Genomic DNA, 16,165 nt, shown 5'->3' on the forward strand with positions numbered 1-16,165 from the left:
CTCCTAGACCGTCGGGCGGATCGCGCCGACGTCCTGACCGCCGCCCGAAACGGACAACGGAAGCTGTGCCATGGTCGCGGCCACGTCGGCGGATGCCAGTGCGCCGTGCTTCTCCAGAAGCGCCACAGCGACAGCCGTCGCCGCCCGTCCGCTCCCGTCGAGCATCTTCAGCGCCACCGACGTGCCGTCGGGCGCGACCATCACCATGACGCCCTCGGCGCCGCCCTTCGCGAACACCCCGAGGCGCTCGATCGCGATCGTGTCCGGCCGTCCGGGGCCGTCGATGGTCCACGGGTTCTCGCGGACGGCCCGCACGAGCGCCCCCGCCGACCGGTGCAGCGCGAACGGCGAGCGTTCCGACGAAGCGCCGATTCGGTGAACGGCGCGCACGAGCGCCGTGAGACTCATCCCGTACACGGGTGCCCCGCAGCCGTCGACCGCCGTCGCTGACACGCGGGCCCCGGTGAGGCGCTCGATGACCTCCCGGAGGTGCGCCTGGAGGGGATGCGCGGGGTCGAGATACGACGCAGTGTCCCAGCCGTTCACGGTGCACGCGAGCAGCATCGCGGCGTGCTTGCCCGAACAGTTCATCCGCACCCGTGCGGGGGACCCGTCGTGACGCACCAACTCGTCACGCGTCTCGGTGTCACCCGGCCACGCCGGAGGGCACCCCAAAGCGGACTCATCGAGCCCAGCGGCGTCGAGGATGTCGCGGACGACGGCGACGTGGCGGTCGGTGCCCGAGTGGCTGGCGGTGGCCAGCGCCAACCGCTCGCCCTCGAGGGCGGCGCCCGCCGTGACGCATCCGAGGGCCTGCAGCGGCTTGAGGCTCGAGCGGGGCAGGATGGGCGCCTCGACATCTCCGAGGGTCTCGATCACCACACCGTCCTTGTCGAGGACGATCGCCGACCCGCTGTGACGCGACTCGACGAAACCGCTGCGCTCCACGACCGCGAGTTGGACGGCGGCGGGCACGGCGAAAGTCTGCGTCACGTCCGCCAGCCTATCGCCGCGGCCCTCGTTCGCCATGGAGCCGGAGGCGCGTTCCGATGGCAGACTGGCGACATGATCGGCGAACACCGCTACGCGCTCCGCGCCACCTGGACCGGCGACCGGGGCACCGGCACCAGCGGCTACCGGGACTACGACCGTTCGGTCACGCTCTCGGTCGCCGGCAAGCCCGACATCGCGGCGTCCAGCGACAAGCCGTTCCGTGGCGACCCCAGTCGCTGGAACCCCGAGGACCTGCTCCTGGCGGCCCTCTCCGAATGCCACCTGCTGTCGTATCTGCATGCGTGCGTGCAGGCGGGTGTCGTCGTCGTCGCCTACACCGACGACGCGACGGGCACGATGGTCGAAGACGGACGCGGCGGGGGTGGCTTCACCGAGGTGATGCTCCACCCGGTGGTCACGATCGCCGACGAGAGCATGCGCGACGCCGCGCTCGCCGCCCACGCGCAGGCGCACGAGTGGTGCTTCATCGCGAACAGCGTGAACTTCCCCGTGCGGCACGAGCCGACCATCCTCGTCGCGAACTAGCGATCCGGCGGGCGGGTCGCTCCCCGGAGAGCCGACGAACGGATGCCGTCAGCGGCGCTCGTGCGGCAGGACCTGCTTCAGCCGCTCGACCGGGTTCTGAGCGGGGGCCTCGTTATAGGCGCCCGCCAGCTCCTGACCCGACAGCGCGTGGATCGCGGCCATGATCTCGTCGGTCGCGAGTCGGCGCGCGCGACCCGACGAAGCAGGCCCGTGGTGGGAGAGGTCGATCGGCTCGCCGTAGCGGATGGTCATGCGGGGGGAGAACCTCGGCCACTTGGCGCCGACGGGCATCGCCTCGTTCGTGCCGATGAGCCCGACCGGCACCACGGGGGCACCCGTCTCGAGCGCGAGGAACGCGACGCCCGTGCGGCCCTTGTACAGCCGGCCGTCGAGCGATCGGGTGCCCTCGGGATAGAGCGCGATCGCTCGACCCGACTGCAGGATGCGCCGCTGCTGGTCGAGGGCGTCGAGGGCCGCCTGGCCCGCACCGCGCTCCACCGGCGTGGCGCCGATAGCCGTGAAGAAGTGACGGCTGATCCAGCCGCTGAAGCCCTTGCCGTCGAAGTACGACGACTTGGCGAGGAAGTAGACGGGACGCGGCGCGAACATCGGGATGACGAAGGAGTCGATGAACGACAGATGGTTGCTCGCCAGGATGATGGGGCCCTTGCGCGGCATGTGCTTCACGCCTTCGATCCGCGGGCGATACAGGAACCTCGCGAGCGGTGCCACGATCCAGCGGCCGACGAAGTAGGTGAAACCGACCCGCGAGACGTCCTCTGCGTTCGGGGGAGGGGTCTGCGCCTCCGGCGTCTGCTCTTCGGTCACCAGACGAGGGTACTCCCGATTCCATGCTCACCTCGGCATGGCGGGGCTCACAGCCGGGACAGAAGAAAGTGAGCAAGGATGGGAGCGTCCCCGTCTTCCCATCGTGAGGTACCTCCGTGCGTCTGCGCCCGCTCGTCACCGTGTCCATCGCCGCCGCGTCGGCCGTTCTGCTGGCCGGGTGCTCCGGTCTCGGAGGCAATGCTGCGTCCCCTGCGCCCACGTCCACGGCAGCCGTGGATCTGTGCGACGCGATGGCTCCGTCGGGCGCGGCATCCGAGTCGGTCACGGTCGGCGGCGACTTCGGCTCCGCCCCCACGATCGAGTTCGACTCTCCCCTGAAGGTCGACGAACTCCAGGCCACCGTCCTCACCGAGGGCGACGGCGAGCAGACGTCCGCCGGCGACTACATCTCTTACGCGCTGACGGCCTACGGTGCCGACGAAGGCGACGAGTTGGTCACTCTCGGCTACAAGCCCGGTGAACTCATGCCGTCTCAGATCTCGGCGGAGAGCCCGCTCGGTCAGATCCTGGGCTGCAACGGCCCCGGCACCCGCGTCGTCGCCACCTTCCCCGCGACCCCCGCCACCGAGACGGCAGCGGCGATCGCCGCCGAGGTCTACGTGATCGACGTGCTCGACATCGTGCCCACGGCGGCGTGGGGCGCGTCCCAGGATCCGGTCGACGGGATGCCGGTGGTGACCCTCGCCGAGGACGGCACGCCGAGCGTGGAGATCCCGGACGCCGACCCGCCCACCGAGACGGAGGTCGCGACCCTCAAGAAGGGTGACGGCTACGAGGTGCAGGACGGCGACTACGTCCTCATCCAGTACTACGGCGTGCGCTGGTCCAACGGCGAGGTGTTCGATCAGACGTGGGACGGCACGCCCTACGCGGCGCAGACCACGGGCTTCGTCGAAGGCTTCCAGAAGGCCCTCACCGGCTTCCCCGTGGGCTCGCAGGTGCTCGTCGTCATCCCGCCCGCCGAAGGCTACGGCGAGGGCGAGATCAACGAGACCGACCTCAAGGGCGAGACGCTCGTCTTCGTCGTCGACATCCTCGGCGCCCAGCACGTCGAATCGGAGTGACGCCCTAGGCTGACGTCTATGCGTCGCGTCCTGATCCTGGGTTCCACCGGCTCCATCGGCACACAGGCGCTGGACGTCATCCGTTCGCGCCGCGACCGCTTCGAGGTTGTCGGTCTCGCCGCCGGATCGGACCGCGCAGGACTCGCGGCGCAGGCGGCCGAGTTCGGCGTCGCCGATGTGGCATTGGGAGCGGCGGAGGCCGAACGCCTCGTCCGCGACGTCGAGGCAGATGTGGTGCTCAACGGCATCACGGGGTCGGTCGGACTGGGCCCGACGCTCGCCGCCCTCGAAACGGGGCGCACGCTCGCGCTGGCGAACAAGGAGTCCCTCATCGTGGGCGGCGACCTCGTCACCGCGCTCGCCGCGCCGGGCCAGATCGTGCCCGTGGACTCCGAGCACTCCGCGATCGCCCAGGCGCTGCGTGCGGGCACCGAGGCGGAGGTGCGGCGTCTGGTGCTCACGGCATCCGGGGGACCCTTCCGTGGTCGGGCGCGCAGCGAGCTCGCGGGCGTGACACCCGCCGAGGCTCTCGCCCACCCGACGTGGGACATGGGGCGGGTCGTCACCACCAACTCGGCGACCCTCGTGAACAAGGGGCTCGAGGTGATCGAGGCGCACCTGCTCTTCGGTGTGCCGTACGACGCCATCGACGTGGTCGTGCATCCGCAGTCGATCGTGCACTCCATGGTCGAGTTCGACGACGGGTCGACCATCGCGCAGGCATCGCCCCCCGACATGCGTCTTCCGATCTCGCTCGGCCTCGACTGGCCCCACCGGGTCGCGGGTGTCGGTGTGCCCCTGGACTGGACGCAGGCGACGGCCTGGACGTTCGAGCCGCTCGACGAGCGCGCCTTCCCCGCCGTCGCGCTCGCCAAGCGGGTGGGTCGCGCCGGCGGCACCTACCCGGCCGTGTTCAACGCCGCCAACGAGCAGGCGGTCGACGCCTTCCACGAGGGCCGGATCGCGTTCCTCGACATCGTCGACACGATCGAGCGCGTCGTGGACGCGCACGATGCGCCGTCCGAGCTGACGCGGGAGACCCTCGCCGACACCGAGCGGTGGGCGCGCGCCGAAGCCGATCGGCTCATCGCCGCGGGTCTCGCACGCTGACGTATGCCGCTCGCCCCGCCCCGGAAGCGGAGGGGCGGGTCGAGCGACGGGCCCGCGCAGGGAGCGGGCGGTCGGAGGGGCGTCAGTAGGTCGTGAGCCCGTGCGAGCGGAACACCTCGCGCACGCGGTCGACCAGTTCGGCCGTCGGGGCGGGCGTGTCGTCGAGTTCGTAGGTGCGGCCGAGCGATTCCCACTTGTCGCGCCCCATCTGGTGGAAGGGGAGCACCTCGACGCGGGAGACCGCGCCGGGACGGATCTCGTTCAGCGAGGCGGCGTAGGCCGCGACCCGCTCGATCCCCGCCGCGTCGTCGGTGAGACCCGGCACGAGGACGTAGCGGATCCAGACCTCGGGACCGTCGGCCATGGCGGCCAGGCGCCGCCCGAACTGGAGCGTCGGCTCGAGCTCGCGTCCGGTCACGCGGCGGTAGACATCGGGGTCGCCGCTCTTGACGTCCAGGAGCACGAGGTCGGTGTCGGCGAGCATCGCGTCGCCGGCATTGCGTCCGAGGTAGCCGGACGTGTCGATCGCGGTGTGGACGCCGAGGGCTTTCGCGCCGCGCAGGATGCGGGCCGCGAAGGCCGGCTGCATGAGCACTTCGCCGCCCGAGAGGGTGATCCCGCCGCCCGTAGCCTGGAAGACGGCCCGGTATCGAGCGATCCGCGCGAGCAGCTCCTCTGCCGTCACCGGGGCGCCGTCCTTCATCGCGAGGGTGTCGGGGTTGTGGCAGTAGAGGCAGCGCAGCGGGCAGCCGCTGAGGAACGTGGTGAGACGCGTGCCCGGCCCGTCGACGGCCGTCACGAGCTCCCAGGAGTGAACCGACCCGAGACGCCCGTCGCGCATCGCCGCGAGGCGATCGTGGTGGTCGACGGCCTCGACGTGCAGGCCGTCGAGGCCGGCGCCGGTGCGACGACCGCCGGCCGCGGGCGCCTGGAGGGGAACCTCCAGGCGCACCGCGTCGTCGGGGAGGGCAGGGACCTCCGGTTCGGGGTGCGGGCGACCGGGGTCGTCGCTCGCGGAGCGACGGAGCATCGTCGCGGCCATGTCGTCAGCTCTTCTCGGGTCGAGGTGAGCCGGCTCAGAGCGACCCGTGGAACGTCCGCGACAGCACGTCCAGCTGCTGCTCGCGGGTCAGCCGCACGAAGTTGACGGCGTAGCCCGAGACGCGGATGGTGAGCTGCGGGTAGTTCTCCGGGTGCTCCATGGCATCCTCGAGCGTCTCGCGGTTCAGCACGTTGACGTTCATGTGATAGCCCTCGGAGCCGACGTACGCGTCGAGCAGGCCGGCCAGGTTGCGGATCTGCTCGTCCTTCGTGCGTCCCAAGCCCGCCGGGACGACCGTGTTGGTCAGCGAGATGCCGTCCTGTGCCTGGTCGTAGGGGAGCTTGGCCACCGAGAGGGCCGAGGCCAGCATCCCGTGCGTGTCCCGTCCGTTCATCGGGTTCGCTCCCGGCGCGAACGGCTCACCCGCCCGGCGACCGTCGGGAGTGTTGCCCGTCGCCTTGCCGTACACGACGTTGGAGGTGATGGTGAGCACCGACTGCGTCGGAAGGGCGTTGCGGTACATCGGGTGGCGGCGGATCTTGGCCATGAAGCGCTCGACGAGGTCGACGGCGATGTCGTCGGCCCGGTCGTCGTCGTTGCCGTAGGTGGGGAAGTCGCCCTCCGTCACGTAGTCCACGACGATGCCGCGCTCATCGCGCACCGGCGTCACCGTGGCGTACTTGATGGCCGTCAGCGAGTCGGTCGCGACCGACAGGCCGGCGATGCCGCACGCCATGGTGCGCAGCACATCCTTGTCGTGGAGGGCCATCTCGAGACGCTCGTACGCGTACTTGTCGTGGGACCAGTGGATGCAGTTGAGCGCTTCGACATAGGTCTCGGCGAGCCAGTCCATCGTGACGTCGAACTTCGCCATCACGTCGTCGAAGTCGAGCGGTCCGTCGCCGACGGGGGCGGCGACGGGCGAGATCTGGGCGCCCGTGACCTCGTCGCGGCCGCCGTTGATGGCATACAGCAGAGTCTTGGCGAGGTTCACCCGAGCGCCGAAGAACTGCATCTGCTTGCCGACGCGCATGGGGCTCACGCAGCAGGCGATGGCCGCGTCGTCGCCCCACGCGGGCCGGATGATGTCATCCGACTCGTACTGGACCGCGGACGTGTCGATCGAGACCCGCGCACAGAAGTCCTTGAAGCCCTGGGGGAGCGCGGGGCTCCAGAACACGGTCATGTTCGGCTCCGGGGCGGGGCCGAGGTTGTAGAGCGTCTGGAGGTAGCGGAAGGAGTTCTTCGTCACGAGAGGGCGGCCGTCCTCGCCCACGCCGCCGATCGTCTCGGTGACCCAGGTCGGGTCGCCGGAGAACAGGGCGTCGTACTCGGGGGTGCGCAGGAACCGCACGATGCGCAGCTTGATGACGAAGTCGTCGATGATCTCCTGTGCCTGCTCCTCCGTGAGGGTGCCCGCGGCGAGATCGCGCTCGATGAAGACGTCCAGGAACGTGGAGGTGCGGCCGAGCGACATCGCGGCGCCGTTCTGCTCCTTGACCGCGCCGAGGTAGGCGAAGTACAGCCACTGCACGGCCTCTCGGGCGTCGGTGGCCGGCCCGGAGATGTCGAAGCCGTACGAGGCGGCCATCGTCTTCAGCTCCTGCAGGGCGCGGATCTGCTCGGCGTGCTCCTCGCGCTGGCGCACGACCTCCTCTGTGAAGGGGGTGGTGTCCAGGCCGAGCTTGTCGACCTTCTTGGCGGCGATGAGCGCGTCGACGCCGTAGAGGGCAACTCGGCGGTAGTCGCCGATGATGCGGCCGCGGCCGTAGGCGTCGGGAAGGCCGGTGATGATGTGGCTGCTGCGAGCGGCGCGGACGTTGGGGGAGTATGCGTCGAAGACGCCCTGGTTGTGGGTCTTGCGGTACTCCGTGTACACGGTCTTGAGCGTCTTGTCGACCTCGTAGCCGTAGGTGTCGAGCGCTCCTTCGACCATCCGCCACCCGCCGTTGGGCATGATGGCGCGGCGGAGGGGAGCGTCGGTCTGCAGGCCCACGATGATCTCGTCTTCGCGGGAGATGTAGCCCGGCGCGTGCGCCGTGATGCCGGCGGGGGTGTGAGCGTCGACGTCGTAGATGCCCTTGGCGCGCTCTTCGGGGAACATCGCGGCGAGCGTGTCCCACACGCGGGTGGTGCGCGCGGTGGGGCCGGCCAGGAACGCGTCGTCGCCGTCGTAGGGCGTGTAGTTGCGCTGGATGAAGTCGCGCACGTCGACGTCGTCCTGCCAGGGGCCGGGGGTGAATCCGTTCCAGGCGGCGGGCAGTTCGTCCTGTGCGGTGGGGGTGACGATGGTCATTTCGCTTCCTTGCTTCCTCGTGGGATCGGTCACGACGAGGGGTGCGATACCCGCCCGGCGTGCCGGATGACCCCAGGGTACCGCGTGTGGTCAGACCACAACAGGAGGGTGTGCGAAGTATGGCGGAGAACCCGCCGGGAAAAATCGTGCGTTGTCGTCAGTCGACAATCGTGCTCTTGCCGTGGGCGGCGTCGGTCGGCCAACCGGATGCCGTCAGAGCGGCTCGGGCAGCCTCGGCGGCATCGAACGGAACGCGCACCCCCGAGATCTCTCGGTAGTGCTGATGCCCGGGACCCGCCCACACGATCGCATCGCCGGCAGCGGCGAGCTGGACGGCGACCTCGATAGCGCGTTCCGGCGGGACGACCTCGTGGATGTCGGCATCCGGGCGCGCCGCGCGGGCGCCTGCGATGAGCGCGGTGCGGATGCCGGCAGGGTCCTCGGACCGAGGGTGCTGGTCGGTGATCACCAGGATGTCGCTGCCCTGCGCCGCCGTCGCGCCCATCTCGGCGCGCTTGGTGACATCGCGGTCGCCGTTCGCGGCGGTGACCATGATCACGCGGCCGGGGGTGACGTGGCGGACCGCGTCGAGGGTCTTCACGAACGCGTCGGGGGAGTGGGCGAAGTCGATGTACACCGCGGGACCGTCGGGTCCGGACACCCGCTGGATCCGCCCCGGCAGCTCCGCCGGGATCCGCGCGTCGCGCACCAGCCCGAAGAGGTCGTCGGCGGCGACGCCCGCCTCCAGGAGCATGACGATCGCGAGCCCGGCGTTGGATGCCATGTGGCCGCCGATGACCGGCACGGTCGTCACCACGTCGCGACCGTCGCGGTGGTGCAGGCGGAACCAGGTGCCGTCCTGCCGTTCCTCGAGGATGTCGACGGTCCAGTCGGCCTCGACGGGGCCGTCGGCGAGCGCCGGGGTGAGCACTGTCGTGACCGGCACGCTGCTGCGCCTCGCGACCTCGCGGCCCTCCGGCGAGTCGACGCACACCACGGCGCGTCGTGAACGTTCGGGACGGAACAGGTCGAGCTTGGCCTCCAGGTAGGTCGCCATGTCCCCGTAGTCGTCGAGGTGATCGTGGGTGAGATTCGTGAAACCCGCCACATCGAAGACGATGCCGTCCACGCGGTGCCGCGACAGCGCCTGTGCGCTCACCTCCACCATCGCCGCCTCGACGCCGCGCTCGCGCATGAGGGCGAGGAGTGCATGCATCTCGGAGGACTCCGGAGTGGTGAGACGCGAGGGGATCACCTGTCCGGCGATGTGACGTTCGGCGGTGGAGGACAGCCCCGTCGTCATCCCCAGGGCGCGCAGCATGCCTTCGACGAGGTGCGACACGCTCGTCTTGCCGTTGGTGCCGGTGATGGCCAGCAGCAGGGGCATGTCGCGATCTGTCCCGTACACCCACGACGAGATCTCGCCGAGGCGCGACCGAGGCTCCTCGACGACGAGCACGGGGAGCCCGGCGGCCCGTGCCTCGGGCACGCCCGCCTCGTCGGTGAGCACGGCGATCGCGCCCTTCGCGGCGGCGTCGGCGGAGAACTCCGCTCCGTGCCGATTCACGCCCTGCAGGGCGACGAAGACCTCACCCGGACGCAGGTCGGCCGTCGCGAGCGTGATGCCGGTGACGGCCGCGTCGGCGAGCTCGCCGACGGTGCGCTCCGCGAATCGGGCCGCGAGCTCGGCGAGGAGGTGACCCGGCGGGTTCTCCGGACGCAGGACGGGCGGGGTCGGGGCGATGTCGGCCATAGCGCCTCCATCCTCTCACCCGAGCCCGTCCGTCACCGTGAGGTCGCCGCGGACGCGTCAGCGACGATCAGGCGCGGCGCCGGCGCACGATGGTGACCGCCAGAGCCGCGAGGGCCGCCGCGAGCGCGCCGCCCGAGAGCCACCGGGCCACGGGGTCGGCAGCCGACGACTCGGTGGCCGCGGCATCCGTCTCTTCGTGGTCGCCTTCCGCGTGGTCGCCTTCCTCGGCCGCGTGACCGTGGTCGTCGGTCTCGGCGACCGACCCCACGGAGACAACGGGCGCGGGCGCCTCGAGGTCATCAACGCTCTGGCCTTCGTCGGCCACCTCGATCCAGTCGGTCTGACCGGTCTCGCACTGCTGGACGATCGGGAAGGCCACTTCGGAGTTGGCCACGGACGAGGCGAACACGACATCCATCGCGACCGCGGCGCTGAGGCCGTCGTCGACGGGCGTGACGGCCGTGTAGGTGACCTGGGTCGCGACGCCATTCGCGCCGAGCTCGCGCTCGATCGTCCACGCCCCGTCGACGACGGGCGTCACGGCGTCGACGCCCTCGGGGATCGTCACGACGAGACTCGTCGTGGGCGACTCCTCGCAGCCGTGGCTGAAGCTGAAGGACAGGCGGGTGGATGCCGAGGCGCTGGCCGCTTCGGGGGTGACGTGGACATGCGCGGAAGCGGCCAGGGGTGCGGCCAGGACGAGCGCGCCGCCGAGGACGAGTCCGCCCGTGAGCAGACGGGAGCGGCGGGCAGGGACGAAGGTGGTCATGGTGTGCTTTCTGTGGTCGTTCGACGAGGGCCGCGGCGCGGTGCGCGCCACGGAGGTTCTGCCTTCGGGGTGAGGGCAGGCTGAGGTCACCGCGCGAGCGCGGGAGGACCTCGTCGAGACAACGCGGACAGGAAGACCGGGCGCGGGAGTGCGCCGGCGGGAGTGCTCCGCGCCGCGCGTGCGACGGGGATGTCGAGCGTCGGGAGCGCGCGGGTGAGCAGTCGACGGATGCCGCGGGCGATGCGGCGGAGCGCCCGCTCGCCGTATTGGAGGAGGAGCACGGTCGCGGCCGCAGCGAGGACGTGGGCGACGATCATGGGCGCATCGAGGTGCAGGTGCGACACCGACACGGGAGAGAGCGCAGGGAGGGCGTGGTGGGGTGTGGTCGTGACCGACGCGCCTCCCGTTCCCACCGCGGCGAAAGCAGCGTGCAGCGCAGCCTGCGAGACGATCGCTGCGGCGACGGTACCCCGCAGCGATGGGCGCCGACCGACCAGGACCACGGCGATCGGGGATGCCAGCAGCGTCACGGCCAGGAGGAGCCACCAGGCCGGTGCCCCGCCGCCGGCGAGCGTATGGGCGGTGGCTGTCACCGTGACGGCGACGGCACTGGACGCGGTGCCCCGCAGCGCGCGCTGCCGACGGGTCACACGTCGCACGCCCTGCCGCTCCCGCTCCACACCACGAGCCTACCTGGGCGGCGCGCGGCCAATTCCTAGCCGGTCGGGGTACTGTGTGCGATCGTGACCGTCCTCGCATTCGTCATCGGCGTGCTGCTGCTCGTCGTGGGCCTCGCCGTCTCGATCGCTCTCCACGAGATCGGGCATCTCCTGCCCGCGAAGAAGTTCGGCGTGCGCGTCGGCCAGTACATGATCGGGTTCGGCCCGACCCTGTGGTCACGGCGGATCGGCGAGACCGAGTACGGCGTGAAGGCCCTTCCTCTCGGGGGCTACATCTCGATGGCCGGCATGTACCCGCCCTCGCGCCGCGAGGGCCGAGCCACGGGCGGCTTCTTCGCGACGATGGTGCAGGACGCCCGGGCCGCCAACGATGAAACCCTCGACGGCGCCGGGGAGCGTCGGGCGTTCTACGAGCTGTCGGTGTGGCGGCGCGTCGTCATCATGCTGGGCGGTCCGCTGATGAACTTCCTGCTGGCGATCGTCCTGCTCACCATCGTGCTGTCCGGCATCGGCCTGCAGACGGCGACCACGACGATCGCGTCGGTGAACGAGTGCGTGCTCCCGGCCGGATCGACGCAGACCGCGTGCACCGCCGACGACCCGGCCTCGCCGGCCGCCGAGGCCGGCATCCTTCCGGGCGATGTGCTCGTCTCCGTCGCCGGTACCCCCGTCTCGACGTTCGCCGAGGCGTCGATCATCATCCAGGCCGCCGCCGACGAGACGATCCCCGTGGTCGTCGATCGCGACGGCGAGCAGGTCACCCTGTCGGTGACGCCGATGCCCGCCGAGCGGGAGGTCATGGGGCCCGACGGCGAGGTGATGACGGCGGAGGTCGGCTTCGTGGGCATGACGGCGACGGTCGCCTACGTACCGCAGCCGATCTGGGAAGGCCCGCAGACCGCCGTCGAGCGCACGGGTCAGATCGCCGGCATCCTGTGGCAGCTCCCGGCCAAGGTCTATCAGACGGCCGTCGACATGTTCACGGGCGCCGAACGAGACCCCAACGGTCCGCTGTCGGTCGTCGGCGCGGGTCGTCTCGCCGGTGAAGTGGCGGCCGTCGACGCCCCGATCCTCAATCGCGCCGCGGCGATCCTGGAGCTGCTCGCGGGCCTCAACATCGCCCTCTTCGTCTTCAACCTCATCCCCCTTCTCCCGCTCGACGGCGGCCACGTCGTCGTCGCGCTGTGGGACGGCATCAAGCGCGCCTGGGCGCGGATGTTCCGCCGCCCGCCGCCGAAGCCGGTGGACGCCACGAAGCTCGTGCCGGTGACCTTCGTCGTCGTGATCGCCCTCATCGTCATGGGAGGCGTCCTCATCCTGGCCGACATCGTCAATCCGGTGCAGCTGTTCGGCTGACGTCGCGCTGACGATTTCTTCGTGACGTGTCGAAATCGCACTTGTCCGTTCGCTGTGGGGATGACACGGTTCCCATGACGAAAGGACGCCACCGTGAAATACGTCATCATGTTCACCTCCACCCCTGAAGTCGACGCGCAACTGTCCGCAGAGGAGGGTCAGGCCCTCTACGCGAAGGTCTACGAGTGGTTCCAGCAGCACGACGCGGTCCTCGCGGACGGCGGCGCCGAATTGCAGCCCGCCGACACGGCGACGACCGTCCGCGGCGGCGGGGTCGTCGTCGACGGTCCGTTCTCGGAAGCCAAGGAGGTCATCGGGGGCTTCTCGGTGCTCGACGTCGACGACATCGACGCCGCCATCGCGGTCGCGAGGACCTGGCCGATGCTCGATCTCCCCGGGACATCGGTCGAGATCCGCCCGATGGTCACGGACTACAGCCAGTTCGAGCAGTGAGCCCGACGGATGCCGCGACGCCGCCCCGCTCCGGAGCACCGGCCGGCGGAGGGGTCGCGGCATCCGATCACGAGCTGGCGCGCCTCGTGCGCGACGAGGCCGCACGCATCGTCGGCATCCTGACGGCCGCGACCGGCAACCTCGACGTCGCCGAGGAGGCGACCGCCGAGGCGATCGAGGAAGCTCTGCGCGCCTGGCGACAGCACGGTGCTCCCGCCCGGCCAGGGGGCTGGCTCCTCCAGGCGGCGCGGCACAACGCTCTGGACCGGCTGCGCCGGGAGACGCGATACCGGGAGAAGCTGGAGGCCGTCCGCGCGCTGACCGTCGAGGACGGACACCCGGCCCGGGGCGACGAGGGACCCGACGAACGCGTGCCGCTGCTGTTCGGGTGCTGCCACCCGGCGCTGGCCCCCGAGGCTCAGCTCGCCCTCACGCTGCGCGCGGTGTTGGGAGTGACCACCGCGCAGATCGCGCGCGCGACGCTGGAGCCGGAGAGCACCGTCGGCCAGCGCATCTCGCGCGCCAAACGGAAGATGGCGGCGGTCGGCATCCCCCTCGGCATTCCCGAGGGAGCCGAGCGGGTCGACCGGCTCGACATCGTGCTCACCGTCGTCTCGGTGCTCTACGACGCCGCGCACCTGCGCGCGGGCGCGGATGCCGTCGCCGATCGCGACCTCGCCGACGATGCGTTGTGGCTCGCCCGCGTGGTGGCCGGAGCGTTGCCGCGCGAGGCTGAGGCGGCCGGCCTCCACGCACTGCTCCTGTTCCACCGTGCGCGCGAGCCTGCCCGGTCGAGGGGCGGCGATCTCGTCCTCCTCGAGGCGCAGGATCGGAGCCTCTGGGACGCGGCGCTGATCGCGCGCGGGCGCGCCGAACTCGATCGCGCGGCCGCCCTGCGCTCCCCGGGACGGTGGCAGCTGCACGCCGCCATCGCCGCCTGCCATGTCGACGCCCCGACGATCGCCGACACCGACTGGGTGCAGATGCTCGTGCTCTACGACATGCTGCGCGGGTACGACGGTTCGCCCATCGTCGCGCTCAACCGTGCCGTCGTGCTGTCGCGTGTCGCCGGTGCGCAGGCCGCGCTCGCCGATGTCGATGCCCTCGCCGGCCCGCTGTCCCGGTATCACCTGTGGCACGCCGTACGCGCCCGCCTTCTCCGGGATCTCGGGAGGGAGGCCGAAGCCGACGAGGCCGACCGGCGCGCGGCGGAGCTCACCTCCAACGTCGCCGAGCAGCGCCTGCTGGCCGCCCGACGCGCGCGCTGACCGCTACTCGCGCGTGCGGGCACCGGTCGTTTAGGCCGGCGCCGTCTCCAGCGCGTGCCGCACGAGCCGTTCGAGGGTCTCGAGCCCGTCGCGCGACAGGATCGATTCCAGATGGCCCTGCACGGTGGCAAAGCCCGGCCCGCGGAGCGCGTACACGTCGCCGGACACGGCATCCGCGGCCACCTCCGTATCGCCGACGCGGGTCGTCCCCGGGCTGACGCGCGCCGTGAACGTGTTGTAGAACCCGATGGATGCCGGACGTCCGAAGATGTCGACCTCCTTCTGGAGACCCTGATGGGGCGTCGCGAGCGGGGCGAGTTCCAATCCCAGGCCGTCGGCGACGATCTGGTGGCTGAGGCATACCGCCAGGAGCGGCCGTGCCGACGCGCGCCGCGCCGCGACGACCGTGCGCATGCGCTCGAGGCGTGCGCTGTCGGGGTCGCGGGGATCGCCGGGGCCGGGGCCGCAGACCACGAGATCGGCGAGGTCCAGCGACGCGGGATCGGCGTCGGCCCACGGGACGATCGTCACGTCGAACCCGAGGTGGCGCAGCTGATGCGCGAGCATCGTCGTGAAGCGGTCCTCGGCGTCGACGACGACCGCCGTGCGTCCCCCGCCCCATGTCGAGCGGGGCGCCGCACTCGGGGCGTCCTGCGGATTGAGCCAGAACGAGGCGAGTCGCTCGTTCCGCGCGGCGAGAAGAGCCGCCACCCCGGAATCGTCGGCGAGGCGGCGCGGCTCGGCGGAGGGCGCGTCCTCGTCGACGTCGGCACGCCGCACGTCGCGCTCGACGGCGCCGAGCGCTCCGAGGACGCCCGCCGCCTTGCCGTGTGTCTCGCTGACCTCGCCGTACGGGTCGGAGTGGCGCACGAGCGTCGCGCCGACCGGTACGCGCAGACGGCCGTCGACGAGATACGCCGTGCGGATGAGGATGGGGGCGTCGAGGTCGTGGCCGTCGCCGGCCGGCGTGAACAGCGCCGCCACGCCGGAGTAGTAACCGCGAGCGGAGCGTTCGTGGCGACGGATGACAGTGCACGCGTTCTGCATCGGCGAACCCGTCACGGTCGGGGCGAACATCGTCTCGCGGAGGATGTCACGCGGGTCGAGCGTGCTCCTGCCGCGCAGCATGTACTCGGTGTGGGTGAGGCGCGACATCTCCTTGAGATGAGGTCCGGTGATGCGTCCGCCGTCGCTGCACACGGCGGACATCATCTTCAGTTCCTCATCGACGACCATGAACAGTTCCTCGGTCTCCTTCGTGGAGGAGAGGAACTCGGTGAGCGTGTCGACCGTCGCACCGCCGTCGGGGTGGCGGAACGTGCCCGAGATCGGGTTCATCGTCACGACGCCCGCCTGGGCGCTGACGTGGGCCTCCGGGCTCGCGCCCACCGCGACGTGACCGGGGGTGACCACGAGGAACGTCCAGTAGGCGCCGCGTTCGTGTTCCAGCAGGGCGCGGAACCAGGTGAGTCCCGCCGTCACGGGGTCGACGTCGACCGTCGCCGTGAAGTCGCGGCGGATGACGAAGTTGGCGCCTTCGCCGCGGCCGATCTCGTCGGCGATCACGCGGCGGACGATCGTGGCGTATTCCTCGTCGGGAATGTCGAAACCGGCGTCCGCGAGGGCGACGTCTGCGGCGGGGAGCGAGGCGAGCACCTCGTCGCGCGGGGCGGACTCGTGCGCGCCGACCACCAGGCAGCGCAACGGCGCGTCGTCGTCGTGGCATTCGAACCCGCGCTCGACGACCTGACGGAAGGGAACGAGGGCGAGCACCTCCTGCGGCGCACCGTCGGCGTCGTGGAGGGGGATGTCGGCGAGCCGCGGAACGTCGACGATATCGCCGGTCAGCACCTCGACGCGCGCGTCGTCGCGCGCGATGAGGGCGAACGGCGCACCGGCGGCGACCGCGGCTTCGAGGCTCGCGGGGAGTGAGGAGGGGCGCGCGGTCATCGCCGGGCCTTTCGTCTGGTCGGGCGGTCGTCGCGG

14 protein-coding genes are annotated in these 16,165 nt (G+C 71.0%); 6 read left to right on the top strand and 8 right to left on the bottom strand.

Annotated features, from left to right (window positions below; all coding sequences use genetic code 11):
* Window positions 1–3 precede the first annotated feature (3 nt).
* Complete coding sequence (locus tag P0Y48_01625; protein WEK13938.1) at window positions 4–993, bottom strand: asparaginase; 990 nt, start codon at window positions 991–993, stop codon at window positions 4–6.
* Between the two features lie 72 nt (window positions 994–1,065).
* Between P0Y48_01625 and P0Y48_01630 the strand changes: the two genes are divergently transcribed.
* Window positions 1,066–1,539 (top strand): OsmC family protein, encoded by a 474-nt coding sequence (locus tag P0Y48_01630; protein WEK13939.1) that lies wholly within the window; start codon window positions 1,066–1,068, stop codon window positions 1,537–1,539.
* Window positions 1,540–1,587: 48 nt separating this feature from the next.
* Here the strand turns inward: P0Y48_01630 and P0Y48_01635 are convergent, their stop codons facing one another.
* Window positions 1,588–2,367: a lysophospholipid acyltransferase family protein gene (locus tag P0Y48_01635; GenBank protein WEK13940.1), complete on the bottom strand. Its 780-nt coding sequence runs from the start codon at window positions 2,365–2,367 to the stop codon at window positions 1,588–1,590.
* A gap of 116 nt (window positions 2,368–2,483) precedes the next feature.
* On the opposite strand from P0Y48_01635, the gene P0Y48_01640 reads away from it, so the two are divergent.
* Complete coding sequence (locus tag P0Y48_01640; protein ID WEK13941.1) at window positions 2,484–3,452, top strand: FKBP-type peptidyl-prolyl cis-trans isomerase; 969 nt, start codon at window positions 2,484–2,486, stop codon at window positions 3,450–3,452.
* Between the two features lie 18 nt (window positions 3,453–3,470).
* Window positions 3,471–4,562: a 1-deoxy-D-xylulose-5-phosphate reductoisomerase gene (gene dxr, locus P0Y48_01645; GenBank protein ID WEK13942.1), complete on the top strand. Its 1,092-nt coding sequence runs from the start codon at window positions 3,471–3,473 to the stop codon at window positions 4,560–4,562.
* A gap of 82 nt (window positions 4,563–4,644) precedes the next feature.
* Here dxr and pflA read toward each other — a convergent pair whose 3' ends face one another.
* The 5 genes from pflA to P0Y48_01670 all read right to left on the bottom strand — a co-directional run bounded on the left by pflA (window position 4,645) and on the right by P0Y48_01670 (window position 11,102).
* Window positions 4,645–5,604, bottom strand: coding sequence for a pyruvate formate-lyase-activating protein (pflA, locus tag P0Y48_01650; protein WEK13943.1), 960 nt, complete (start codon window positions 5,602–5,604; stop codon window positions 4,645–4,647).
* A 34-nt stretch (window positions 5,605–5,638) separates the two neighbouring features.
* A complete protein-coding gene (gene pflB / locus P0Y48_01655; GenBank protein WEK13944.1) occupies window positions 5,639–7,900 on the bottom strand; it encodes a formate C-acetyltransferase in 2,262 nt (753 codons plus the stop codon).
* A gap of 157 nt (window positions 7,901–8,057) precedes the next feature.
* The gene (locus P0Y48_01660; GenBank protein WEK13945.1) at window positions 8,058–9,653 is read right to left on the bottom strand and encodes a UDP-N-acetylmuramoyl-L-alanyl-D-glutamate--2,6-diaminopimelate ligase; all 1,596 of its coding nucleotides are present in this window, start codon (window positions 9,651–9,653) and stop codon (window positions 8,058–8,060) included.
* A gap of 67 nt (window positions 9,654–9,720) precedes the next feature.
* The gene (locus P0Y48_01665) at window positions 9,721–10,422 is read right to left on the bottom strand and encodes a DUF1775 domain-containing protein (protein ID WEK13946.1); all 702 of its coding nucleotides are present in this window, start codon (window positions 10,420–10,422) and stop codon (window positions 9,721–9,723) included.
* 86 nt (window positions 10,423–10,508) lie between these two features.
* A complete protein-coding gene (locus tag P0Y48_01670; protein WEK13947.1) occupies window positions 10,509–11,102 on the bottom strand; it encodes a hypothetical protein in 594 nt (197 codons plus the stop codon).
* A gap of 63 nt (window positions 11,103–11,165) precedes the next feature.
* Here P0Y48_01670 and P0Y48_01675 point away from each other — a divergent pair, with 63 nt between their 5' ends.
* The 3 genes from P0Y48_01675 (at window position 11,166) to P0Y48_01685 (ending at window position 14,179) form a co-directional block, all read left to right on the top strand.
* The gene (locus tag P0Y48_01675) at window positions 11,166–12,458 is read left to right on the top strand and encodes a M50 family metallopeptidase (protein WEK13948.1); all 1,293 of its coding nucleotides are present in this window, start codon (window positions 11,166–11,168) and stop codon (window positions 12,456–12,458) included.
* A gap of 93 nt (window positions 12,459–12,551) precedes the next feature.
* Window positions 12,552–12,911, top strand: a complete 360-nt coding sequence (locus tag P0Y48_01680; protein ID WEK13949.1) for a YciI family protein — start codon at window positions 12,552–12,554, stop codon at window positions 12,909–12,911.
* Window positions 12,908–14,179 (top strand): sigma factor-like helix-turn-helix DNA-binding protein, encoded by a 1,272-nt coding sequence (locus P0Y48_01685; protein ID WEK13950.1) that lies wholly within the window; start codon window positions 12,908–12,910, stop codon window positions 14,177–14,179. The genes P0Y48_01680 and P0Y48_01685 overlap by 4 nt, the downstream gene beginning before the upstream one ends.
* Before the next feature lie 30 nt (window positions 14,180–14,209).
* Here the strand turns inward: P0Y48_01685 and P0Y48_01690 are convergent, their stop codons facing one another.
* Window positions 14,210–16,129: a chorismate-binding protein gene (locus P0Y48_01690; protein WEK13951.1), complete on the bottom strand. Its 1,920-nt coding sequence runs from the start codon at window positions 16,127–16,129 to the stop codon at window positions 14,210–14,212.
* Window positions 16,130–16,165: the final 36 nt, after the last annotated feature.

The organism is Candidatus Microbacterium phytovorans (genome assembly GCA_029202445.1).
Taxonomy (GTDB): domain Bacteria; phylum Actinomycetota; class Actinomycetes; order Actinomycetales; family Microbacteriaceae; genus Microbacterium; species Microbacterium phytovorans.

Coding starts and splice junctions, on each gene's coding strand:
- P0Y48_01630 (WEK13939.1), top strand. CDS start 1,066: ATGATCGGCGAACACCGCTACGCGCTCCGCGCCACCTGGACCGGCGAC.
- dxr (WEK13942.1), top strand. CDS start 3,471: ATGCGTCGCGTCCTGATCCTGGGTTCCACCGGCTCCATCGGCACACAG.
- pflA (WEK13943.1), bottom strand. CDS start 5,604: ATGGCCGCGACGATGCTCCGTCGCTCCGCGAGCGACGACCCCGGTCGC.
- pflB (WEK13944.1), bottom strand. CDS start 7,900: ATGACCATCGTCACCCCCACCGCACAGGACGAACTGCCCGCCGCCTGG.
- P0Y48_01660 (WEK13945.1), bottom strand. CDS start 9,653: ATGGCCGACATCGCCCCGACCCCGCCCGTCCTGCGTCCGGAGAACCCG.
- P0Y48_01665 (WEK13946.1), bottom strand. CDS start 10,422: ATGACCACCTTCGTCCCTGCCCGCCGCTCCCGTCTGCTCACGGGCGGA.
- P0Y48_01690 (WEK13951.1), bottom strand. CDS start 16,129: ATGACCGCGCGCCCCTCCTCACTCCCCGCGAGCCTCGAAGCCGCGGTC.